The sequence below is a fragment of the Anaeromicropila herbilytica genome (genome assembly GCF_016591975.1).
Taxonomy (GTDB): Bacteria; Bacillota; Clostridia; order Lachnospirales; family Lachnospiraceae; genus Anaeromicropila; species Anaeromicropila herbilytica.
On sequence record NZ_AP024169.1, the window covers coordinates 804703 to 829648 of the forward strand.

The 24946-nt window shown below is 33.3% G+C and carries 24 protein-coding genes; 21 read left to right on the plus strand and 3 right to left on the minus strand.

Annotation, left to right across the window (positions count from 1 at the left end):
• Positions 1–24 precede the first annotated feature (24 nt).
• The 7 genes from eutC to bsdtb5_RS03390 all read left to right on the plus strand — a co-directional run bounded on the left by eutC (position 25) and on the right by bsdtb5_RS03390 (position 8202).
• Positions 25–792, plus strand: coding sequence for an ethanolamine ammonia-lyase subunit EutC (eutC, locus tag bsdtb5_RS03360; protein WP_271714643.1), 768 nt, complete (start codon positions 25–27; stop codon positions 790–792).
• A 72-nt stretch (positions 793–864) separates the two neighbouring features.
• Positions 865–1803: a tRNA dihydrouridine synthase gene (locus tag bsdtb5_RS03365; protein WP_271714644.1), complete on the plus strand. Its 939-nt coding sequence runs from the start codon at positions 865–867 to the stop codon at positions 1801–1803.
• Positions 1804–1821: 18 nt separating this feature from the next.
• Positions 1822–2370, plus strand: a complete 549-nt coding sequence (locus tag bsdtb5_RS03370) for a hypothetical protein (RefSeq protein WP_271714645.1) — start codon at positions 1822–1824, stop codon at positions 2368–2370.
• A gap of 337 nt (positions 2371–2707) precedes the next feature.
• A complete protein-coding gene (locus bsdtb5_RS03375) occupies positions 2708–4270 on the plus strand; it encodes an amidohydrolase (protein WP_271714646.1) in 1563 nt (520 codons plus the stop codon).
• A gap of 25 nt (positions 4271–4295) precedes the next feature.
• Positions 4296–5801 (plus strand): methyl-accepting chemotaxis protein, encoded by a 1506-nt coding sequence (locus tag bsdtb5_RS03380; protein WP_271714647.1) that lies wholly within the window; start codon positions 4296–4298, stop codon positions 5799–5801.
• Positions 5802–5876: 75 nt separating this feature from the next.
• Complete coding sequence (locus tag bsdtb5_RS03385; RefSeq protein WP_271714648.1) at positions 5877–6092, plus strand: hypothetical protein; 216 nt, start codon at positions 5877–5879, stop codon at positions 6090–6092.
• 382 nt (positions 6093–6474) lie between these two features.
• Positions 6475–8202 (plus strand): bifunctional lysylphosphatidylglycerol flippase/synthetase MprF, encoded by a 1728-nt coding sequence (locus tag bsdtb5_RS03390; protein WP_271714649.1) that lies wholly within the window; start codon positions 6475–6477, stop codon positions 8200–8202.
• Positions 8203–8326: 124 nt separating this feature from the next.
• Here bsdtb5_RS03390 and bsdtb5_RS03395 read toward each other — a convergent pair whose 3' ends face one another.
• The gene (locus tag bsdtb5_RS03395; RefSeq protein WP_271714650.1) at positions 8327–8686 is read right to left on the minus strand and encodes a metal-dependent transcriptional regulator; all 360 of its coding nucleotides are present in this window, start codon (positions 8684–8686) and stop codon (positions 8327–8329) included.
• Positions 8687–9018: 332 nt separating this feature from the next.
• On the opposite strand from bsdtb5_RS03395, the gene bsdtb5_RS03400 reads away from it, so the two are divergent.
• From bsdtb5_RS03400 to bsdtb5_RS03430, 7 genes are all read left to right on the plus strand, one after another.
• Positions 9019–9228 (plus strand): FeoA family protein, encoded by a 210-nt coding sequence (locus bsdtb5_RS03400; protein WP_271714651.1) that lies wholly within the window; start codon positions 9019–9021, stop codon positions 9226–9228.
• A 174-nt stretch (positions 9229–9402) separates the two neighbouring features.
• A complete protein-coding gene (locus bsdtb5_RS03405) occupies positions 9403–9624 on the plus strand; it encodes a FeoA family protein (protein ID WP_271714652.1) in 222 nt (73 codons plus the stop codon).
• Between the two features lie 135 nt (positions 9625–9759).
• Complete coding sequence (gene feoB, locus bsdtb5_RS03410) at positions 9760–11931, plus strand: ferrous iron transport protein B (RefSeq protein ID WP_271714653.1); 2172 nt, start codon at positions 9760–9762, stop codon at positions 11929–11931.
• A gap of 136 nt (positions 11932–12067) precedes the next feature.
• Entirely contained in the window at positions 12068–12205 is a 138-nt protein-coding gene (locus bsdtb5_RS03415; protein ID WP_271714654.1) for a FeoB-associated Cys-rich membrane protein, read from the plus strand.
• Positions 12206–12286: 81 nt separating this feature from the next.
• Positions 12287–12784: a Fur family transcriptional regulator gene (locus bsdtb5_RS03420; RefSeq protein WP_330611922.1), complete on the plus strand. Its 498-nt coding sequence runs from the start codon at positions 12287–12289 to the stop codon at positions 12782–12784.
• Positions 12785–13162: 378 nt separating this feature from the next.
• Entirely contained in the window at positions 13163–13759 is a 597-nt protein-coding gene (locus tag bsdtb5_RS03425; RefSeq protein ID WP_271714655.1) for a DUF3793 family protein, read from the plus strand.
• Positions 13756–14043, plus strand: coding sequence for a DUF2325 domain-containing protein (locus bsdtb5_RS03430; protein WP_271714656.1), 288 nt, complete (start codon positions 13756–13758; stop codon positions 14041–14043). The genes bsdtb5_RS03425 and bsdtb5_RS03430 overlap by 4 nt, the downstream gene beginning before the upstream one ends.
• A 293-nt stretch (positions 14044–14336) precedes the next feature.
• Here bsdtb5_RS03430 and bsdtb5_RS03435 read toward each other — a convergent pair whose 3' ends face one another.
• Positions 14337–15098 (minus strand): SDR family NAD(P)-dependent oxidoreductase, encoded by a 762-nt coding sequence (locus tag bsdtb5_RS03435; protein WP_271714657.1) that lies wholly within the window; start codon positions 15096–15098, stop codon positions 14337–14339.
• A gap of 310 nt (positions 15099–15408) precedes the next feature.
• Between bsdtb5_RS03435 and bsdtb5_RS03440 the strand changes: the two genes are divergently transcribed.
• The 3 genes from bsdtb5_RS03440 to ygiD are packed head-to-tail and all read left to right on the plus strand — an operon-like array spanning position 15409 to position 18701.
• Positions 15409–15873 (plus strand): MarR family winged helix-turn-helix transcriptional regulator, encoded by a 465-nt coding sequence (locus bsdtb5_RS03440; protein WP_271714658.1) that lies wholly within the window; start codon positions 15409–15411, stop codon positions 15871–15873.
• Positions 15874–15908: 35 nt separating this feature from the next.
• Positions 15909–17918, plus strand: a complete 2010-nt coding sequence (locus tag bsdtb5_RS03445; protein ID WP_271714659.1) for a methyl-accepting chemotaxis protein — start codon at positions 15909–15911, stop codon at positions 17916–17918.
• A gap of 3 nt (positions 17919–17921) precedes the next feature.
• Complete coding sequence (ygiD, locus tag bsdtb5_RS03450; RefSeq protein WP_271714660.1) at positions 17922–18701, plus strand: 4,5-DOPA-extradiol-dioxygenase; 780 nt, start codon at positions 17922–17924, stop codon at positions 18699–18701.
• 372 nt (positions 18702–19073) lie between these two features.
• On the opposite strand, the gene bsdtb5_RS03455 is transcribed toward ygiD, so the two are convergent.
• Positions 19074–19778 (minus strand): FadR/GntR family transcriptional regulator, encoded by a 705-nt coding sequence (locus bsdtb5_RS03455; RefSeq protein WP_271714661.1) that lies wholly within the window; start codon positions 19776–19778, stop codon positions 19074–19076.
• Between the two features lie 223 nt (positions 19779–20001).
• On the opposite strand from bsdtb5_RS03455, the gene bsdtb5_RS03460 reads away from it, so the two are divergent.
• The 4 genes from bsdtb5_RS03460 to bsdtb5_RS03475 all read left to right on the plus strand — a co-directional run bounded on the left by bsdtb5_RS03460 (position 20002) and on the right by bsdtb5_RS03475 (position 24832).
• Complete coding sequence (locus bsdtb5_RS03460) at positions 20002–20982, plus strand: DUF5692 family protein (RefSeq protein WP_271714662.1); 981 nt, start codon at positions 20002–20004, stop codon at positions 20980–20982.
• Between the two features lie 117 nt (positions 20983–21099).
• A complete protein-coding gene (gene hypB, locus bsdtb5_RS03465; protein WP_271714663.1) occupies positions 21100–21759 on the plus strand; it encodes a hydrogenase nickel incorporation protein HypB in 660 nt (219 codons plus the stop codon).
• Between the two features lie 45 nt (positions 21760–21804).
• Positions 21805–24489 (plus strand): FAD-dependent oxidoreductase, encoded by a 2685-nt coding sequence (locus bsdtb5_RS03470; RefSeq protein ID WP_271714664.1) that lies wholly within the window; start codon positions 21805–21807, stop codon positions 24487–24489.
• Positions 24482–24832, plus strand: coding sequence for a hydrogenase maturation nickel metallochaperone HypA (locus bsdtb5_RS03475; protein WP_334297401.1), 351 nt, complete (start codon positions 24482–24484; stop codon positions 24830–24832). Before bsdtb5_RS03470 ends, bsdtb5_RS03475 begins: the two co-directional genes overlap by 8 nt.
• The last annotated feature ends 114 nt before the right edge of the window (positions 24833–24946 follow it).

Here is a 24946-nt window from a genome sequence, read left to right on the forward strand (position 1 = left end):
ATTAGTTGATGGAGGAAAGTGTATATGAGTGGCAATAAAAAGGACTTTACCAATATAAGAATTCAGGATATGATAGATACCGATGGAATTGAAAATGTAGAGATTCTTAGAAAAGCAAAAGAAACAACGCCAGCGCGTATTGGGATTGGACATATTGGAGCTAGATATAAGACAACACCAATGTTACGCTTTGTGGCAGATCAAGCAGCTGCATCGGACGCGGTATTTACGGAAGTAAGTAAAGAGGTTATTAAGAGGCTTGGTGTCATTGAAATAAAGACAAAATGTAAGAATAAAAATGATATGATCACTAGACCGGATTGGGGAAGAATCATTGAGGAAGATCAACAACAAATATTACGAGATAAGTGCATCCCAAACCCACAGGTGCAGATATATTTCGGTGACGGTCTTTCTTCTCCCTCAATTGAAGCAAATATACCAGATTTATTTCCTACGATAAAGAAAGGTCTTGAACATGAAGGAGTTAGCATCGGAACTCCCTTCTTTGTACGCTACTGTCGTGTGAATACAGCAAGGACAATTGCTCCTTTACTGGGAGCAGAGGTTGCTTGTGTACTAATTGGAGAGAGACCTGGTCTCATTACAGCAGAAAGTATGTCAGCTTACATTGCTTATAAGCCACATATAGATATGCAAGAATCAGAATATACAGTGGTATCCAATATTAGTCGTTATGGAATGCCTCCTGTTGAAGCAGGCGAACATATTGTGGATTTAATACTTGAGATATTGGCGAAGAAAAAAAGTGGAGTTAATCTTAAGGGATGAGAGAACAAGTAATATTTTATGGTAAGCGAGTAGCAGGGAAAGAAAAATAGTAATTAAGGAGTAATATATTATATGAGATTTTATTTTGCACCATTAGAAGGAGTAACTGGCTATTTATATCGAAATGCTCATCATGCATTCTTTCCTAATATAGATAAATATTTTGCGCCATTTATTGTAGCAAACCAAAGTGATAGTTTTAAGACAAAGGAGATTAAGGATATTTTGCCTGAGAATAATGAAGGTATCTGTCTGATTCCGCAGATATTAACAAATAATGCGAAGGATTTTATCCATACCTCCAAAAGAATCAGAGAACTTGGGTATGAGGAAATTAATCTTAATCTTGGATGTCCTTCTGGAACGGTTGTATCTAAATATAGAGGCTCTGGATTTTTAGCAAAAAGAGAAGAATTAGACCATTTTTTAGAAGAAATATTTGCAGCATCAGTTACAAAAATTTCAGTTAAGACTAGGATTGGTAAAGATAATCCAGAAGAATTCTATTCATTAATTGAGATCTTTAATAAGTATGCAATGGAGGAACTCATTATTCATCCAAGAATCCAGAAAGATTTCTATAAAAATAAACCGAACAGAACTATTTTTAAGGAGGCTTTAGCGTTAAGTAGTAATCCTGTATGTTATAATGGAGATATCTTTACTGTGGGAGATTATGAAGAGTTTAGAGCAGAATGTCCAAGTGTAGATAAGGTGATGCTTGGTAGAGGGTTAATTGGTAATCCAGGATTGGTGGATGGCATCTTAAAACACGAGAAATTAAATAAAGAATTACTAAAAGATTTCCATGACAGAATCTATGAGGATTATCAAAAAGTTCTGTCTGGTGATCGAAATGTTTTATTTAAGATGAAAGAAATATGGTTCTATATGAGTCCAATATTCACGGATTATCAAAAATATGCGAAGAAAATTAAGAAGTCCGAGCGATCAGAGGATTACTTGAAAGCAGTTACAAGTTTATTTAGTGAACAAGAAATATTGTGTTAATATGAGGTGACAAATGAAATGGAAAAGCACTTAGCAAGTTGTACCCAATGTGGAGCTAATCTCCCTTCTAGTGTTATAAATGGAACTGTTCGATGCGAATATTGTGATACTGTATATAACGTTTATAAAATTGAAGAGGATGATATTCTAACAGAGGACGAAAATGGAATCAGTGATATAATTTTAAAGTTATGCGTAGATTATGCAGCAAAACATTGTATGTCTTTGATTTTTGGATCTTCACTTGAATCAAGTGATAATAAATTTTATCCCAAAGCAGTGATCAGATTTCATATACCATCTAATGAAAATATCTTTTATATTCAGGATTGTTCCATATTAGGTGGCTGTAGAAAAGGATTTGCATTAGGGAAAAATGGAATATATTATCGTACTGAGCAAAAAATAATTGGATTTATGCAATGGAATGAATTCAAGGATAGTTCTCTCAGCATGTCAATGGGCATGCTCTACATAAATGATCTTGAGTTTAATTCAGGTGCTACAGGAGAAGCAGGCTTAATATTAATGGAGCAAATTCAAGAGTCTATAAGATTATTATTGTAAAATACAGAAAAAAAATAGATGAGTAAAATCTTATTATATTGTTTATAAGATTTTACTCATTTTCTTTTTATGGTTTAAATGAAAGTCATATAGGAACAAAAACGAGGAGAAAAGAAGAAATTTAAGGTTTAAGAAGTAAAATTACAAGGTCTGTGTATAAAAATGTAAAAAAACGTCTTTACAGAAAATGTAACAAGTGTTATCATAATGGAAAAAGTTAGTATATTCAGTATACTAATTGTATTGGTAAAGAATAAGTTAGAGAATATATTCTAGATTGAATAATAGGACAAATATTTTTCGGCTATATAATATTTGATACAGATGGAGGGACAAGATGAAAGTATTTGAGGGGACAATTATTACATGTGATGATAAGAACACAATTGCGAAGTATTTGGTAGAGGATCAAGGGAGAATTCTCTATATTGGAGACCTACTACCTAATCAGTATAACAGTTGTAGGAGAGTCACTTTAGGTAAAAGAGTTTTAATTCCTTCTTTTGCGGATACACATATGCATTTTGCAAGCTTTGCGACATTTCATGCAGGGTTAAATGTTATGAATGCTAGAAGTAATAAAGAAATAATGAGTATGTTAGGTGAGTACATAAAGAAGAACGATGAGAGTATTATAATTGTATTTGGAGCGTCTCCATATTCTGTGGAGGAAAGACACCTAATAACGAAGAAAGAGTTAGATGCAGTATGTATGAATAAGCCAATTATGGTTGTAAAATATGATGGACATGCATGCATCATCAATTCTGCTCTAATGAGCAAAGTCAAAGATAAGGTCTCTCATCTTAGAGGCTATCATGAAGATTCTGGGGAAATGCAGCAGGAAGCATTCTTTGCTGTATCTAATTATATCACCAATTCAATTTCACCATTAAAATTAATTAAAAATATGAAGAATGCAGTAGATTATCTTGCATCAAAAGGGATTGGACTTATTCATACTGTTAGTGGGGTGGGATTTCCAAGAGATCTTGATGTTGATCTGGAACGTTGGCTTGGAAGAGGTCTTAATAATGGATTTCAGATGAGAGTGTTTTTTCAAACGATGGATGTAGAAAAAGTAGTTAAGAGAAAACTAGAGCGTATTGGAGGATGCTTTGCCACTGCTTTGGATGGCTGCTTTGGTTCGAGGGATGCAGCTCTTAACGAACCCTATGAAGGAAGTGACAAAAAAGGAGTACTATATTATTCTGATGAACAGGTCATTGAATTCTGCAAGAAGGCGAATCGAGCACATTTACAAATAGAACTTCATGCCATTGGAGACGCAGCATTCGATCAAGCTACAAGAGCAATAAAGGCAGCACTTGATGATTATCATAGACCTGATCACCGTCATGGAATTATTCATGCGTGTTTACCAACCGCAGAGGGGATATCTATTTGCAAAGAGTATGGAATCCAACTACCAGTTCAGACCTCCTTTATACAATGGCCTCAGGAACCAGATGAATACCTAACGGATATTCTGGGAGAGAGAAATAATAGATTAAATCCTTTGGCAACTTTTCAAAAGAATAATATTATATTGTCATGTGGCTCGGATGCGCCTTGTACAGACCCTGATCCAATGTTATGGATACATAATGCTTGTAATCATAGTATAAAAGAAGAATCCGTATCTATCTATGAGGCATTAAGAATGTGCACTTATCACGGATATGAAGCAAGTTTTGATGAGAAGGATAGGGGAAGCTTAGAAGTTGGTAAAATAGCAGATATGGTTGTATTATCTGCCAATCCATATGATGTAGCAAAAGAGAATCTAAGAGAAATAAAAATTGAACGATTATATCTAAAAGGAAAGAAATATAAAAATGTGAAGCAAAGTAATGTGCCATTAATTATAAAGGGAATGGTTTCGAACAATAGAATTTAAAGAACGGATGGGAGGAAAAGCAAAAATGAATCAGAATAGTTATTCGAGTAGTCAAGCGATGATAGATCAGTTTAAAAGGGTGAATAAATTTACCACAATAGTATTAGGCATACTTGCTTTTTATATATTAGGCACGATTGGAAATACGGTTTTGTATGGTAGCAAAGATATGAAGGACATGATTATTCCAATACTCTTATTTATAGCAGGAATAGCTTCCAATACAATTATATATTACAAAAATGAGAGCACATTGGTTCGCTATATATCAATGATAACTTATTTAGTTTTAACAAGCTATTTATTATTTTATGGATTAAATACCAGCACGTATATTTATTTGTTTCCAGCCTTACTAATTATGATATTATTCTTTGATTTAAAATATTCCTTAATCTTCTCAGGAGTTATTATTCTAATTAATATAGTAGATATCATTCTTTTATTACAAGTGAAAGATAGTGCACCATTTACACTAGATTCTAGCTATGCAGTTCAGATATTTGGGATTGTTGTATGTAGTATCATCTCATGTTTTATATCTGCAATTGCTAAGTTAAATAATGAGAATATATTGAATGAAGTGATAGAAGAAAAGGTAAAACAAGAAAATCTAACGAATGAAATTATGCATATTGCAGATCGAATGAATGATAAGATTGGAAGCACAGATTCCATTATTGGTCAGATAAACGAATCAAATGATGCATTGAACCATGCCGTAAAGGAGATTGCAGAAAGTACTCAGACCAATGCGGAAAGTATAATGCAACAGAAAGAAATGACAGGTAATATTCAAGGAATCATTGAGGGTACTGATTATGATGCGGGAAAGATGAAAGAGCTAGCAGATAAATCAGAGGTTGCAGTTAAGGAAGGCCTTGTTATTATAGATAACTTAAAAGTCGAGGCAAATAATCTTGATGAAGCAAATGGAATTGTATCCAACACGATGGATGCGCTAGAAGAAAAGATGAATGAAGTTCAAAAGATTACGAATGTTATATTTGGAATATCTAGTCAAACAAATATGTTAGCACTTAATGCATCCATTGAAGCAGCTAGGGCTGGAGAACAAGGTAGAAGTTTTGCTGTTGTAGCAGATCAGATAAGGCAATTGGCGGATGAGACAAGAAAATCTACTGAATCGATTAAAGCATTAATTGCAGAATTAAATGTGAATTCGGTTGATGCAAAGGATGCAGCGAAGAATGTTCAAAGCGTATCAACAGAACAGAACAAACTCGTTGAAAATGCGCAATATAAGTTTAGTCATATCAATCAAGTAGTGGTGGAACTTGCATCATTAATCATGAGTGTTAATAGTAAAATTAATGAAATTAATCGATCCAATAATAGTATTGTAGATAGTTTAACCCAACTTTCAGCTACAAGTGAAGAAGTAACTGCAAGTTCAGAAGAAGCATATTCCTTGTGCTGTCATAGTGCTGAAGCTGTAAAAAAAGAATCAGAACTACTTCGTGAGTTAGAAGAACTTGCAAAACAGTTTAAAAAATATGAAGCAAATTAAGAATTAATGTTGGGTTTGTTGCAAATAATATGATAATGTTGTCAGGATTAATGTATTAGAAAGGAACAAACCAATATGAATAGTGTAAGACTTAGTGTTGTTGGATTAGAACAAGTAGAAACTCAGGAACGAGTAAGAGATCAATTAGAAGGTATTATAGGAGTTAAGAATGTTATTTTAAGTGAAGGTCAGAATTATATGGATATTAAATACGATGATCATACGTCAGTTGCAGAAATAAATAATCATTTACAGAATAATGGTTATAAGGTTATTGATGCAGATGAATAGAATTTGTTCTAAAGTCCCTTAGATAGTTCTTACTGAATAGAATATATGAATATGCTTATTATATTCAAGATTGAGAAATATAAGAGATTCTATATGAATAAGGAATCATTCAAAATATAATCAGAAGGAGAGAACGTGGAGCAACGTTCGTATAGTAGTATTTTCTGATTATTGAATGATTCCTTTTTTGCTTTGAGTTCAGAAACGTACTTTTTAACTCGTAATAATTGGTTTTATCTAATACTTGTTATTTACTATATTTCGTGTAAAATAGAATAGGTTATATAGGATATCTGTTAATGTGGTTATTAACAGGATAGAGGAAAATGACATTTACATCCCTAGTTCATTAGATTGAACCAAAGAAAAGAAAGGCAAGTTTATGAGAGAAAGAGTATCTAAGTTAATAGAAATCATGAATAAATTTATTATCGTGGTGTTATTACTATTAGCTATTTTTAATATTGTTGCACCATTTTTTATACTTAATAATAATCATGATATCTATATTAGGCATTTATTAAGTATACATCTTACGATAAAGCGACTTTTTAGCTTTATTATATTAATTGTTGTATGGAAATTATATAAAAGACTTAGTGCAGCATGGACGATTACGATGATTGCACTATCAGGGATGATTTTTGAGTATTTACATATGGGTCATATTAAAGTTTGGAATCCATGGTTTATCACAGTATTGACTGTATATATCGTGTTACTATTCTCTAAGAATTATTATTGTAGAAGAATGGACAGATATTCTTTGAAAAAAGGGATTATTATTTATTTAATTTATGCAGTTTTTGTTTTCTTAAATTCTACAGTTGCATTAATTACTTTGAAAGAAAAAGGAATGGTTCATTTTAGTGAATGTATTAAACAAACAGTTGATGTTATGTTTTATTCAGATAATGTTAGATATATTAATTTACCATCCCATTTCTTCTATACTAAATTTATCTTTTGGTTTAGTTGGATATGTATATTGATTGGATTAGTTTTAGTCCTAACACCTTGTATTGCAAGAATTCATAACCAACAGAACATAGAAAAGGCAAGAAAATTAGTACAAAAATACGGTCAAAATTGCAGTTCTTATTTAACACTAGAGAATGATAAGATTCACTATTTTGGAAAATCAGTTGAGGGCTTTATTGCTTATGGAATCGTAAAGGATACCATAGTAGTTCTAGGAGAACCAATCTGTGCACCGAAGAATTTTCTGGCTTTACTATCTGAATTCAAAAATTATTGCGAGCGAAATGCATATAACCTCCTATTCTTAACCACATCTAGTATGTTCTTAGAAGAATATAGCGAACTAGGTATGGGGATGGTAAAATGCGGGGAAGAACCAAGATTTCGTCTTAGTGAATATTCTCTTGCGGGAGGGAAAGCCTCCAAAATTCGATTAAATATTAATCATGCAACAAAAGCAGGGATAAAAATTCTAGAGTATGAGCCTCTTAAGAAACGGAATACTGATATAGAAAAGAAGATAATGTCCATTTCAGAGGAATGGTTAACAATGAAGAAAAGTAGTGAATTGGTATTTACGATGGGTGGAATTGGTTTTGATAATCCTATGGATCGAAGATATTTTTATGCCGTTAATGCAGAGAATAATATAGAAGGATTTATTGTATTTGTACCATTTGGGGGAATGAATGGTTATATGACCGATGTTACAAGACACGGTAAAAATGCAACAAGAGGTGTTATGGAAAAAATCTTCTATGAAGCAATGATGAAGTTTAAAGAAGAAGGAATTGAATGGGGAAGCCTATCATTAGCTCCGCTTGCAAGATTGGAAGAAGAGCCATATATGGCAGCAAAAGTATTAAATATGATCTATGAAAAAATGAATCATGTATATGGATTTAAAACGTTATATCAGACGAAACTAAAATATAACCCTACGTATTGGGAACCTTCTTATTACGTATATTCAACTCCAACGTTCACTCCAGCATTGGCATATGCAATAATTCGTATCCAGAATCCGTTGGGAACAATGGATTATGTAAAAGCCTTCTTTTACAATATGTTGAAGGAAAGAAAAGAGAAGAAACGAAAGGGATTGAGCATGGAGTCAGAGAAAAATTGAATCAATAACGATATGGAATTAATAAAAGCAGATGCATTCACCAATGTCATTTAGATAATGATATTGGCGGATTCACCTGCTTTATTTTCTGTTCATCGTCTACATATCACCAGAAATATATTATTTACATAATATATTTCTTGATTGCATCAAAGCTTTCTTTACTAATAACATGTTCCATACGACATGCATCTTCAGAAGCTGTTTTTTCATCTACACCTATACGAATAAGCCAAGAGGACAGTATATCATGTCTTTCGTATATGGTAGAAGCTATTTCTTTTCCTGATTCTGTTAAGGAAATATAACCGGAATCAGAAACTGTAATATGCCCTTTTTCTCGTAGATTCTTCATAGCAACACTTACGCTGGATTTTTTAAATCCTAACTCGACAGATATGTCAATAGCTCTAACGACAGGAAGCTTGCGACTTAGAACAAGAATTGTTTCTAAATAGTTTTCAGCAGATTCATTTATATTCATAGATTAACACCTCTTTTTTGTTAATAGTTCATACTTCTTATAAAATATACGGATTGGACTGAAATTATCAAGTATAGTATATATTTAAACTAGGATGTTTAATTATAATATTGATTTATAAAAACATTAACAAAGTATACCATATATAACGAATTATATCAAATACACACTTTTATAAAATTGGTAAGTGTTAGTACTAAGAGCATCTGTAATGAAAATGAAAATAATTCTCAAAAAAGTTATTGACAAGTAACTATGGTTAGAATATACTAACAGTATAAAGAAATTGAAAACCATTCTCAATATATAAAAACAGAAAGAAGATGATTCGTATGCCATTATCGATGCTTAAGGTAGGAGAAGCTAGTGAAATTAAAAAAATTGGAGGAAAAGAGGATACCAGAAGATTTTTAGAAAGCCTTGGTTTTGTAACAGGTGGAATTGTTACTATTGTATCAGAAATGGGAGGAAATATAATCGTTAATATTAAAGAATCAAGAGTTGCAATTAATAAAGACATGGCAAATAAGATTATTGTTTAATAAAATTAATAATTTGTTTATAACGATTAGACGTACTTTAAAAGAAGATGATAGATAATAAGACATCATAGATTACAAAATATGATTGATAATAAAATATATTGATAGTATTATATCTAAGGTTTCATGTGGTTATGACACATTAGATAGCTAAACATATAGGAGGGTTGGAACATGAGAACATTAAAAGAGATTAAATGTGGAGAAACCGTGTTAGTAAAAAAACTAAATGGTGTTGGTCCAGTAAAAAGAAGAATTATGGATATGGGAATTACCAAAGGAATAGAGTTATATGTGAGAAAAGTTGCACCGCTTGGTGACCCAATAGAGGTGACAGTTCGTGGTTATGAGCTATCTTTACGTAAAGCAGACGCTGAAATGATAGAGGTGGAATAATTTTTGCTATACGGTTAGTATATACTAACTATAGTTAGCAAGGGATTAATGTAATGGATACAAAAATTATACCAATTCAATAACTATGTTATTAGGAATAAATTAGATGAGCCATTATGGCGAAAGGAGTATCAAATGTCAATTAAAATAGCACTTGCGGGAAATCCAAACTGTGGTAAGACAACATTATTTAATTCATTAACGGGATCCAATCAGTTTGTAGGTAACTGGCCAGGCGTGACCGTTGAGAAAAAAGAAGGAAAACTAAAAGGACATAAGGATGTCGTTATTATTGACTTACCAGGAATTTATTCTTTGTCCCCTTATACTCTAGAAGAAGTAGTAGCAAGAAACTATCTGATAGGCGAAAGGCCAGATGCTATACTCAATATTATTGATGGTTCAAATATTGAGAGAAATCTATATTTGTCTACACAATTAATGGAACTTGGAATACCAGTGATCATGGCAGTTAATATGATGGACATTGTAAATAAAAATGGTGATAAAATACATATTGATAAATTAAGCAAAAAACTTGGTTGTGAAGTTGTTGAAATATCAGCATTAAAAGGAGAGGGAATCACAGAAGCGGCTGAAAAAGCAGTAAAACTTGCAAGAAATAAAACTGCCACACCTCCAGTTCACGAATTTGCAACAGAAGTAGAAGCGGTACTAAATTCAATTGAAGAAAAGATTGGAATGCAGGTATTAGAAGAACAGAAACGTTTCTTTGCAATTAAATTATTAGAGAAAGATGAAAAAATTACAACACAATTGAAAGAGGTTCCTAATGTATCCAAGGAAATTGCTCAGATAGAGAATGAAATGGATGATGATACAGAGAGTATTATTACGAATGAAAGGTATATTTATATCTCTTCTATTATCAAAGAATGCTATATCAAGAAGAGCAAAGGAAAGGCAACAACTTCTGATAAAATTGACAGAATAGTAACCAACCGATTCTTGGCATTACCAATATTCGCAGCAATTATGTTTCTCGTATATTATGTATCTATAACAACAGTAGGAACATGGGCAACCGATTGGGCCAATGATGGAGTGTTTGGCGATGGATGGAAGTTATTTGGACTTGATGTTCCTAGCATTCCAGCAGTAATTGAATCAGGATTAAATGCAATAGGTTGTGCAGATTGGTTACAAGGGTTAATTCTAGATGGAATTGTTGCAGGTGTTGGGGCTGTATTAGGATTTGTGCCTCAGATGCTTATTTTATTCGCTTTTTTAGCATTTTTAGAAGCTTGTGGATATATGGCAAGAGTTGCATTTATTATGGATAGAATATTTAGAAAGTTTGGTTTATCAGGTAAGTCTTTCATCCCTATGTTAATAGGTTCCGGTTGTGGAGTTCCTGGAATCATGGCTTCAAGAACCATTGAAAATGATAGAGATCGTAAAATGACAATTATGACTACAACGTTTATTCCTTGTAGTGCAAAATTACCTATTATCGCGTTAATTGCAGGTGCGCTATTTCACGGGGCATGGTGGGTTGCACCAAGTGCTTACTTTGTGGGTATTGCAGCAATTATATGTTCAGGAATTATTCTTAAGAAAACAAGATTATTTCAAGGTGATCCAGCTCCTTTTGTAATGGAACTTCCAGCTTATCATATGCCAACGGTGGAAAATATAGCAAGAAGTATGTGGGAAAGAGGATATTCGTTTATTAAAAAAGCTGGTACTATTATTTTACTATCAACAATCGTAGTATGGTTTGCACAAAGTTTTGGTTTTAAAGATCATGGTTTTGGAATGGTAGAGAATATGAATGATAGTATATTAGCTTCCTTGGGCAACATACTTGCACCAATTTTTACTCCTTTAGGTTGGGGGGATTGGAAGTCAGCGGTGGCAGCTATCACAGGTTTAGTAGCAAAAGAAAATGTAGTTGGTACATTTGGAGTGTTATTTGGATTTGGTGAAGTTGCTGATAATGGAAGTCAAATATGGGGAACTTTAGCAGGAAGCATGACTGCGGTAGCGGCATATTCTTTCTTGGTATTTAACCTATTATGTGCTCCATGTTTCGCAGCAATGGGTGCAATTAAGAGAGAAATGAATAATACAAAATGGTTTTGGATTGCTATTGGATACCAAACTGGTCTCGCATACCTTGTATCATTATGTGTATATCAAATCGGAACGCTAGTTACAACAGGTACATTTGGAATTGGTACTATAGTTGCATTTTTATTAATCATTGGATTTGTCTATTTATTAGTAAAACCAAATCAACCAAATCAAACTGCACAAGTGAGAAAAGCAGCTAGTGCGAAATAAAGCGTTTCACACCCTTGATTTATATGTCGCCAGAGGCGACGGATGGGAGCTAGTGTGAAATAAAATGACATTTCACACGTTGAATTTAGGCCTGCGAGCGAGTCGCAGGCTGCCAACTAAAAATGGAGGTAATAATATGGGAACAGTAATCGTTGGAGTAATCGTAGTAGCAATTGTTGGAACATCCTTAGCCACAATGGTAAGGGATAAGAAGAAGGGAAAATCAATACAATGTGGTAATGATTGTAAACATTGCGGTGGCGGTTGTCACTAAAGTTCTAGATAGTAAAGATAATGGAAAAAAGATAAGCTATATTGCTTCATAATGAACGAAAAAGTGAAATGGAGGAAGTGAATGAAAACTCATCTGAATAAAAAAGAATCAAAGGAACAATTGAACGTACAGGACACAATTGGTTATCAAAGAACGAAAATGCAAAAAGACATGATTATACAAAGGCTTAAGGAAAGAGGATGTCGTATTACTAAGCAGAGATTACTTATTGTTGATATCATTCTAGAAAATGAATGTTCTTGCTGCAAAGAAATACATTTTCGTGCATCGGGTATAGATCCTGGTATTGGTACTGCAACCGTATATCGATTAGTCAATACACTAGAGGAAATAGGAGCGATAAGTCGAAAAAATATGTATAAAGTAACATGTGAAGAACGTTGTTCTAGAGAAGAACTGTATACCATTGTTTTAGATGACGATACAACCTATCAATTATCGAAGCAAACATGGAATGATATAATTAAGGCAGGGCTTGAATCTTTTGGATATCTTAAAAATCAAAATGTAGCTTCTTTAGTAGTAAATGACTATGAACTTGAGTTGGCTAGTTGTTAAAAAATCAGTACAAAAGAGGTGCTTCACATTACTGTAAAGGCGGAATGATTAACAAATAGGAATTAATTATTGGCTGATATTTCGTAGACTCAAATATTGTTCTTAACTAGATAAAATTAATGTTAGAGTGAGTGTAGATTGCTATATACATATGAAATTATATCTAAAAACTTAGAAACTCATAAAGTTATATGAATAATTAATATGATATATCGAATAATAAATTAATAAAATGATAATTAAATAGCATTACGTTCAAATTATTATGGAAACACTATTAATGAATAATATGTGTTTCAATATTAATTTATATATATTTTTTTAACTTTAGGTTAGTTACAACTAACAGTAAAATAAAATTAAAAAGAGGTAATATACATGGCTCGACACATGAATGAGAAAGAATTTGAAAGGTTACTAGCAGTTCAATGCGCACCATTACTAATCGGCATAAAAATATCAAGTACAGTAATATTAGACGTAAAAGATGTAGACCTAGTAGTTAAGATGTTTGATAGATCGACTATTTCATACTATAAACTTTATCAGAATGATGAAAAATTAATTTTACTATTATATCGAAAAAATGATCTAATCACATACCTAAATAAACTGGAAGTTCGGGATGCCATGATTCAATTTGGATATCATCAATATGATTTAAGAAATATTTTAAAAGAATTTTCAAAAAGATATTGCATTTATATGATGAATAAAGAAATTTTCCCTCATGAATTAGGACTTATACTAGGGTATCCAGTTCATGATGTGATTGGGTTTATGCAGAATCAAGGTAGAAATTCTTTGTATTCAGGGTATTGGAAAGTATATGACGATTTAGCTAAGGCACTTCTTATATTTGAAAGTTATGGAGAGGCTAAAAAGATAGTGTTACAGATGCTATCGGAAGGTATGAGCATTCCTTATATTATACATCAATATAAATCAAAAGAACGAAAGGTAGGAATCATATGAGCGTTGTAATTATTGGAGGGCATGATCGAATGGTCTGTCAATATAAAAAGTTATGCAAGAATTATAATTGTAGAGCGAAGGTCTTTACACAGATGACAGCTAATTTTAGAGAACAGATAGGCACACCTGATCTAATCGTATTATTTACAAATACAGTATCACATAAGATGGCCAAAAGTGCTATTTCGGAAGCTCAAAAGAACAATGCTGAATTGATTCGCTGCCACACAAGTAGCAGTAATGCATTAGAAGAAATATTAAAAGAACGAATCTTATTTCAGTGATTGATAGAGATATAGTGACAAAGCGTTTTGCACCCATGATTTGTACGTCGCCAAAGGTGACAGATGGGAGAGATAATTGATAATTAAGCTTCGCAGTCTAAATCAAGTATAAACTGAACTTTAAACTGCGAAGTATAAGCAATGATTAGAGTGTCACAAATTCCTATTTCATGTTTCTTGATATCAATATGAAAATACATGACGTATTGGAATTCGAAAAAATCCAGTAGAATGCACACGATAAAGTTTAGCGCATTTATATAATAAAAGTTCTATGTATTAATTTAGTTTTTTTACAACATAGCTGTCATTCCGCCATCAATAAAGATTGTTTGCGCGGTAGTATAAGTGCATGCATCAGAAGCAAAATAGATTAAAGCACCATTTAATTCACCTTCTTTACCAAATCTCTTCATAGCGGAGCGATTCTTTAATATAAGAGAACCTTCTGCTTCCAACATACCGTCCGTCATTTCTGTTTCAAATACTCCTGGTCCAATTGCATTTACTGTAACATTATAAGGAGCAAGTTCAGCAGCCATTGCTTTTGTTAGATTAATAACTCCACCTTTAGCAGCAAAATATCCAATCTGAGATGGACCTGCTTGAATACCACCTACTGAGGCTATATTAATTATTTTTCCATATTTTTGTTCCATCATAGTATGACTAACTTCTCGAGTCATAAGAAACACTGCCTTTAAGTCTGTATCAAGAACTTTATCCCATTGTTTCGTAGTGTGATCATGGATTCCAGCTGAGAATTCACATACACCAGCATTATTCACAAGGATATCAATTTGACCAAATTTTTCTTTAATAGAGCTCACTGCTTTTCTTATACTATCTTCATCTGTAACATCACATTCCACAGGAAAGCATGTACCACCGCTTTCTTCAATACTATTTGCAAGTTCTTTAAGCTTATCTAAGCGACGTGCTAAGATTGCAACTGAGGCACCTTGCTCTGAGAGAGCCTTTGCAAATTGTTTTCCTAATCCAGATGAAGCTCCAGTAACAATAGCTACTTTTTCTTTCAAATCAAATGAAATCATAATTAGTTCCTCCATATCTAGAATTATTTAAAATGCATTGTCCAATGTAGTAGAGTATATTACACAGAGAATAATATAACGTAAGTAATAAATTGTATTACCTTGGTAATATAATTTTAACTCTAATCTCAATTTATGTCAATAAAGAACAGATTACATAGAATTCTTTAATGGTAATAAAAATAATAATTATTATTAAAATAATAGTTGTCATTTGTTAACTAATATGTTAGAATCTCATTAATACAAATTACATCATATGAGAATGAAATGTTTACAAATTTGAGATTTTCAATAGGAAGGAGAGCAGATGGAGGAGATTAAGTTAGAGCAGTTAGTATTGAATATGGTCAATTTTCATCACATCTTCGAACAAGAATTTACTAGATTAATACCAGAAATCAATAATTCTGAAATATCACCACTTCTTTCGAAGATATTGAATGAGATCCATAATGAGGGTATAACAACTGCATCTAGGATAAGTAAAAGTTTAGATCTGTCAGTGCCAAATACGAGTCGTAGCATAAACAAACTATATAAACTTGGTTATATTCAAAAAGAACAAGACAAAAAGGATAGAAGAATTGTTTATCTTACCTTATCTATTAAAGGGTTAGAACTTATGAGACAGTATCTTATAATCTATCAAGAACAATTTATTAAAAGATTGGTTGTATTATCCGAACAAGAGATTGATGAATTAAATCACTCATTTGAAACAGTCAAGACGCATTTTATAAAAATGAGGGATTTAAATAATAACAAATTTTGAAATGACATAAGACATATTACTTGGAGGCGAATCATATGAAAGTGAAATCGATTAGAACAAAACTAATCTTCTTAATAGGAACATTAATTATTATGCTTGGAATAGGTACAGGAATCATATTCTATATAAACTCAACCAAAGCATTGGTATCCAATATCGGAAAAACCTTGCCACAGATTGCTACACAGGCAGCGAATACAGTTCAAGCAAAATTAGACGGTCATATTATGGAACTAAAAGGTGTTGCAGTGCAAAAAGAAATTGCAGATATAAATATGAGCCGAGATGAGAAATTGAAGGTGTTATCAGAACAAGCAAACATAAATGGAAGTATCAAGATGGGGTATGCTGGTCTTGATGGAATTATGTATTATACGGATGGTACACAGGAGAATATTAGCAATGAGGAATATTATAAAAAATCATTATTAAATGAAGCAATTGTAAACGACCCAGTAGTTGCAGAAGATAAAAAATCCATGAGTATGGTATATTCGGTACCGATTAAGAATGGAGATACAGTCGTTGGAGTCTTAGTATCTGTGCGTGATGGTATGGAACTAAGTGATATGATTAAGCAGATTTTCTTTGGGAAAACAGGAAGTGCTTATATGATAAATAGTCGTTCAGAAAGTATTGCATACAAAGATAGCAACATGCCACTTAATCAATACAATTCTATTGAAGAATCCAAGAAGAATCCTGATTTAAAAGAGATTGCAAGTATGCAAAAAGAAATGATTGCTGGTAAAAAAGGCTTAAAAAAATATGTATTTGGTGGTGTTGAGTCCTATGGTGGATACGCACCTGTTAAAAAAGAAAATTGGTCTATTGTTGTAATCTTGGAGAAAAATGAATTATTGTCAGAATTAAATGATTTGAAAATTGTTATTGTATTATCCTCAATTATATTTTTAGGAATAGGATTATTAATAACTTATATTATTGCAGATAAGTTATCAAAACGTATTAAGCAATCTGAGAACCTATTGAATGTATTTGCAACAGGAGATCTTACTCAATCAATCGATTCCAAATCTTTCGCCTATAAAGACGAGATAGGAGGAATGTCAATGTCGTTAAATACTATGCAGCATTCGATCAGTTCGATGCTTCAAGATTTTAAAAAGACTTCAGTGCTAATTGATGATAACTCGAATAGATTAAATTATATATCAAAGGATATGAATTCTTCTGCATCTAATGTTTCTTCTACAATCCAAGAAGTAGCAAATGGTATTGGAGAACAAGCAAATGAACTTATGGATATAACATTATCACTGAATAACTTTAGTGATAAGTTGGACAGTTTAGTACATGCAATGGAAGAGATAAATCGTACTACTTTAGATATGGATGGATTAGCGAACCACAGTAACAAGAATATGTCGATGTTAAATGACGCTGTAAGAGAAATAGCTCAAACTTTTGGAAGTTTACATAATAGAATATACCAGTTTAGTGGAAATATAAAGGAAGTAGCAACAATTATAGAAATTATAAATAATATTGCCAATGAGACAAATCTATTAGCATTAAATGCATCCATTGAAGCGGCGCGTGCTGGAGAGCATGGAAAAGGATTTGCAGTAGTTGCAGATGAAATCAGAAAACTTGCAGAACAAACGAAAGTATCATCACAGAACATTACCAGTCTTATTGGTCAACTTTCTGTTGGAACAGAACTAATTACAAAAGATACGGATGGCATGAAAGAAAATCTAGAGAATCAGGTAGAGGTGATCCATTCTACCATTACATCCTTTGAACAGATTATTCATTCCATTAAAGAAGTTATACCTAAAATTGATACATCAAACACATCGATCATGGAGATTAAGTCGGAAAAAGATACGATATACAACAAAGTTGAAAATGTTTCTGCAACAGCAGAAGAGGTCTCAGCCTCCTCACAAGAAATCGCATACACCGTAGATAGTATTAGTCAATTATCAGCGGATGTATCAGCGGCAGCATCAGAATTATATTCCATGACAAAGTCAATGAGTAGTCAGGTAGAACGTTTTAAAGTTAAGGAGGAATAGAATATGACAGATTCAAATCAAATAATGCCAGTATTATTCATAGGGCATGGTTCACCAATGAATGCGATTGAAGATAATCAGTATTCGAAAGGATGGGAAAAAATTGCGTTAGATATACCAAAACCTAAGGCAATCTTAGCAATATCTGCACACTGGTATACGAAGGGAACTAGAGTACAAAATAATGAAAGCCCAAGAATGATATATGATATGTATGGATTTCCAGAGGAATTATATCAGATTGATTATCCTGCAAAAGGAGCAACCAAGCTAGCACAAGAGGTGAAGGGGTTACTTAATAATGATGTCACAGAAGACCATACATGGGGATACGATCATGGAATCTGGTCAGTTCTTCATAAGATGTATCCCAAAGCAGACATACCACTATGTGAACTAAGTATAAATGCAGATGAAGATGCAGAATATCACTATCAACTAGGTCAAAAGCTAAGTTCATTAAGAGAACAGGGCGTTCTAATCTTAGCAAGTGGAAATGTAGTACACAATCTCTCACGAGTGAATTTTGATATGGAAGATGGTTACCCATGGGCAAAGGAATTTGATTCCTATATAAAAAATAATATACTTACCGGAAATTATCAGAATGTCATCGACTATCATAAAGCAGGAGACCCCTCAAAGTATGCATTTACTACCCCAGAACACTTCTACCCATTACTTTCTATTCTAGGTGCCACAAGAGAAGGAGACAAAGTCACTATTTATAATGATTCCTGTACAATGGGATCGTTATCAATGACAAGTTATCTATTCCAATAGAACTAGAAAGAAAATAATAAAGGTGATAGGAAAACAATTAATTGTCGATTAAAGTCATAGCTAATTAATAATATTAATTAACGACAACGAAGTACCCTAAACAATCATTTCTCGAAAAAGTTGCATGAATAGCACAGGGGCAATCTGCGTGCCAGGATTTTGTTTTAAAGAGTATTAGAGAGTCTTAATGAAAAAAGAATCATTCAATAATCATAAGGAGTGCTGTCTGAGCGTTTTCCAGCGAGTTCACTCCTTATGATTATGCTATGACTGATTCTTTTATCATTTAGACTCTCTTATACTTCTTTAACCAGAATCCTGGCACGCAGATTGCCCCTGTGCTATTCCGATAAACTACCGAATGGTCCCTTTTTAATAGTAAATCTGCCTATTCCCACTAATGGTATCAGTAATCGCAGCAGTAAGCCATTCCACCGCTTTCTGCGTGTTTCCCTGTTCAATAAAGTCACACAGTACAGCATTATTATGATGCAAGAATTCAATCCCATATAGTCTACAGAAACGTTCCCATAAAGTTATAATTGGAGCTTTAAATGAGGAGAAGATTAGTGGTAAAAGGGTGTTTCCAGAAAGATAAGCTAGTTCGTGTTGGAACTTAAAAGCAATTTCTGATGCTACTTCAATAGAGGATGTTTCCTCTAATTCTTTAACATAACTTTTTAATATAGACAGTTCATCATCCGTAATATTAGCAATACATAATTCAACCGCTAGAGAGTCAAGAGCAATACGTAATTCGAGTATAGAACGTATTTCATCATCTCTTAATATCCCACCATTATAATTCATAATAGATATTAAAGTTTCTAAAGTACCATTTCTACGATAATCCGCTACAAAAGTACCAACTCTTGGTTTGATTAATAAGAAGCCTTTTCTAGCTAGTTCACTGATGCCAGTATTTACAACTGCTCTACTAACTTGCATGGAATCAGCAAGTTCTCTTTCAGAAGGCAACTTCTCTCCAATAGCAAGTTTACCAGATAGGATCATAGTTTCAATTTGTTGAATGAATAGTTCTTTTAGTGATGGTGCATTTAATTTGGTAAATTCCATGCGAAATTCTCCTCTTTTTGTTATTGGTATGTGGACATACCAGATATCATTATATTGTAATTGTGGACAAAAAACAAGATAAAAATCTATACAAAACAGAGAATTATATGAGAAATTAGTACTAATATTGACAAGATATTTCACTTTATGTTAAAGTTTTATCAAAGTTATATCTGTTCTACTGGTATGACCACATTAAGATTTACTAGGAGGAGTTTTGAAAATGTTTACATTTAACTATGAAGGCGGCGCGTCCGCGGTATCTGTCTGGCTTGTCTGGATAGTAATATTCTCTTTGTTATTTATTCTAAATGAAGTAACAAGAAGAAATACGATAGCAGGATTTTTCTGCTTCGTTATTATGCCAACTGTACTTTCTATCCTTTGGTTTACAGTACTTAGTGATACTACTTATACTGACTGGTTCCATCTTGCAAAAGTATATTCATCTACAGCAGGATGTATTGGTTTCTGGTGTATTCGTCACTTACATGGTACGAATAAGAAAACAGGGAAAGAATGGAGCTTATCAGCCAATCGTATAGCACTATGTTTCCCACCTTTAATTCTTGCAATCAATATTTGTGAAGCAGTTGCTCGTGATATTGAAGTAGGTTTAAACTATGCAAACGGGGGAATTCTTTCCGACGAAGCTATGTATGTACTTGGTGGACCTTGGAACTTTATGAATGCAATCGCTGGTATTATTAATATCATTACAATCACTGGATGGTTAGGAATCTGTATTCGTAAGAAAACGAAGAAAGATGGAAGTAAAGATATGATCTGGCCAGATATGTTATGGTTCTGGATTATAGCATATGATTTATGGAACTTTGCTTATACATATAACTGCTTACCAGGGCATTCTTGGTATTGTGGATTTGCTTTATTATTAGCACCAACTGTTTGCGCATTTACTCTTGGTAAAGGTGCTTGGTTACAACATCGTGCTCATACATTAGCATTATGGTGTATGTTCGCACAAACTTTCCCAGCGTTCATTGATGAAGGTAAATTTATGGTTTCTTCAACATACAATAAGACACCATTGTTTATTGCAAGTTTATTATCATTATCAGTTAATATTGCTGTATTAGTATTTATGATTTACAAAACTACAAAAACTAAGAGAAATCCATATATGGGTGAACTTTATGTGGATATGAAGAAATATAAAGAAGTTAAGGAACTTGCTGAGTAATTCAAATGTTCTTTACGAAATGTTTACAAAGGGAATTGTGATCGCAATTCCCTTTATAAATATACGGATGAAGTCAAATCCGCAATGTAACTAAAAACATGACAAACAGGAGCTAAAATGGATAAATTGAGAGTGATTGAGATTAAACAAAGTGTATTTGAAGATAACGATAGTCAAGCAAATGCACTTAGAGAAGAATTAAAAAGAGACAATGTATGTTTACTAAATCTAATGTCTTCACCAGGTTCAGGTAAAACAACTACGCTTACAAGAACAATTCATACTCTGAAAGATGAGATGAGAATTGGCGTTATGGAAGCTGATATTGATTCTGATGTGGATGCACATACCATTGCAAAGACAGGAGCTAAGGTAGTTCAATTACATACTGGTGGAATGTGCCATCTAGATGCAGATATGACCAGACAAGGATTAGAAGCACTTGGAACAGAAGATATCGATTTAGCAATACTAGAAAATGTGGGTAATCTAGTATGTCCAGCAGAATTTGATACCGGTGCAACGAAGAATGCGATGATTCTTAGTGTTCCAGAAGGTGATGACAAACCATTAAAATATCCATTAATGTTTTCAATTGTTGATGTGTTATTAATCAATAAAATTGATGCAATGGATTATTTTGAATTCGATATGGAAGCTTGTATTAGTCGTGTAAAGAAGTTAAATCCAAATGTTAAGATAATACCAATATCAGCTAGAACTGGAGAAGGTATTGATGAATGGGCAGAATGGATACGCTCAGTGGTGGCAAAGTAGTAAGACCATACAAAAAGATAAAGTATAATGTAAATGGAGAATAAGATGGCGATAAAAGTTAAAGTACTAGAGCTAGCGAATCATATTAGCAGAAAAAAAATGGGTTCAAAGGATCAGATAAAACCAGAAGATCCAGAATATCTAATTTTGGAACCAGTTGTAACAGAAGAGATGGCAGATGTTGCACTTCACATGCAAATTCGTAAAAAAGTAACTGCGAAGGAACTTGCACCAATTTGCGGTAGATCTGAAGAAGAGACAACAAAACTATTAATGGATTTAGCATATGCCGGTGTATGCTTTGTAAATGAAATCAACGGTGTAGACACTTTCTGGTATGATACTTGGGTTCCAGGTATTATGGAGATGATGGTTAATAACAAAGAGAATGTTAAGAAATATCCACAGATTGCAGAAGCGTTTGAAGCATACGGAAGAGTAAGGGGTCCAAAGACAGTAGGAGCATTCCCAGTTGGGGTTGGTCTTATGCGTGTAATCCCAATTGAACATGCGATAGATGGAGAAACTAGAAGAGCATCTTATGAAGAAGTATCCAAATATCTAAATGATAATCATATTTTCTCAGTATCAGACTGTTCTTGCCGTACTTCAAGAGAAGCGATGGGAGAAGGTTGTGGGCATCTGAAAGAGGATATGTGTATCCAGATGGGACATGCAGCAGAATACTATATTCGTACTGGTAGAGGTCGTGAGATTACCAAAGAAGAAGCTTTTGAGATAATTAAAAGAGCAGAAGAGAATGGATTAATGCATCAGATTCCGAATCTAGATGGTTCAGGAAAGACACATGCAATCTGTAATTGTTGTGGATGTTCTTGCTTAGCATTAAGAACTGCAACTATGTTTAAAAATGTAGATATGGTACGTTCCAATTATGTATCCAAAGTAGATAAGAGTAAATGCGTTGCTTGTGGAGAATGTGTTCAAGTCTGTCCAGCAAATGCTCTTCAATTAGGTCAAAAATTATGTACCAAGACACCAGTTCCTACTAAGAAAGTAGAAACACCTCGTGATACGGAGTGGGGACCAGATAAATGGAATGCAGATTATCGTATTAACCGTAAAAATGTTGTGGAAACTGGAACTAGCCCATGTAAAACAGCATGTCCAGCACATATTGGTATTCAAGGATACATAAAATTAGCTTCCCAAGGAAGATATACAGAAGCTCTTGAATTAATTAAACACGAAAATCCATTCCCAGCAGTATGTGGTAGAATCTGCCCAAGAAAGTGTGAATCTGCTTGTACAAGAGGCGATATCGATGATCCTATTGCTATCGATGAAATTAAGAAATTTATAGCAGAGCAAGATCTAAATGAAGAAAATCGTTATGTACCTAAGAAGAGACATGACTATGGCAAAAAAATTGCAGTTGTTGGTGGAGGTCCATCAGGACTATCTTGTGCCTTCTTCTTAGCGATTGATGGATATCAAGTAACTGTTTTTGAAAAACAAAAAGCTCTTGGTGGTATGCTTACTCTGGGTATTCCTTCCTTCAGATTAAAAAAAGAAGTTGTGAATGCAGAAATTGAAATCTTAAGAGAATTAGGTGTTGAATTCAAAACTGGTGTTACAGTTGGTGAAGATATAACCCTTAATGAATTAAGAAAATTAGGATACGAAGCTTTTTATCTAGCAATCGGTGCACAAGCTGGAAGAAAGCTAGGAATTGAAGGAGAAGATGCTGAGGGTGTTCTTGCAGGAGTAGACTTTGTTCGTGACATTAACTTAGGCGAAGACGTAAAATTAAAAGGTAAAGCAGTCGTTATCGGCGGTGGTAATGTTGCAATTGATGTTGCAAGAAACGCGGTAAGAGTTGGAGCAAGTGAAGTTAATATGTTCTGCCTAGAGAGTCGCGAAAAGATGCCAGCTTTAGAAGAAGAAATAGAAGAAGCATTACACGAAGATATCATCATCAATAATTCTTGGGGACCAAAACGTATTGTGACTGAAAATGGTCATGTAGTAGGTGTAGAATTCCAAAAATGTATCTCTGTATTAGACGAGAGTGGAAGATTCAATCCAAAATTTGATGAAAAAAATATTAAATTCGTAGAAGCAGATACTGTACTTGTTTCAGTAGGGCAAGCGATTGATTGGGGTAATATCATTAAGGATAGTAAGATCGAATTAAATCCAAACAATACAATCAAGGTTGACCCAGTTACTTATCAAACACAAGAATCAGATGTATTCGCTGGTGGAGATTCTCAAACTGGCCCAAGATTTGCAATTGATGCAATTGCTGCAGGTAAAGAGGGCGCAATATCAATTCATCGTTATGTTCAACCTGGACAAAGCTTAGTGTTTGGACGTGATCGTAAGGATTATCATGAATTTGATAAGTCTAACCTTGATCTAAGTGGTTATGACTATATGCCAAGACAAATAGCTGGACATGAAGAAGGTGTTTCATCCAAAGAAACGTTCAAAGATCTTCGAAAAACTTTAACAGAAGATCAAATAAAGATGGAGACAGAACGTTGTCTTAGCTGTGGTGCTACAGTGGTTGATGAATTTATGTGCATTGGATGTGGCCAATGTACAACAAAATGTAAGTTTGACGCAATTTCTCTTGTTCGTCAATATGATGGTGAAGGTGTTCGATATGAAGATCTAAAACCAGTAGTAATGAAACAAGTAATAAAACGTAAAGGTAAAATTGCTGTGAAAAAGGTGAAAAAGCTGTTTACAGCAGGTGAATAATTTGCATGAACTAGGTGTAGTAATTGAAGTTGTTAAAACAGTAGAAAAGGTAGCAGTAGAGCAACAATTAACAAAAATTGATACTGTAATCCTGCAGATTGGAGAATTGTCTTCTATGATTCCAAGGTATGTAGAACAATGTTATCCAGCAGCTGTTGATGGTACTATTTTAGAAGGAACAAATCTCAAGATTGAAGTATTGCCAGGAAATGCATTATGTAAAGAATGCAATAAGGTTTTTAACCTAATACAAAATAACAGTAAATGTCCTCATTGTGGAAGTAATGATTTTGAAATAATAAGTGGACGAGAATTCTTTATTAAAGAGATTGTGGCTTACTAAAGTAGAAGTAATTTTTCAAAATAATAATGTTTAATAAAAAGGTTGTAAGATGAAAGGAAAATTTAAATCCTTCATTTTACAACCTTTTATAATGTGTTTGTATGAATCTTTATG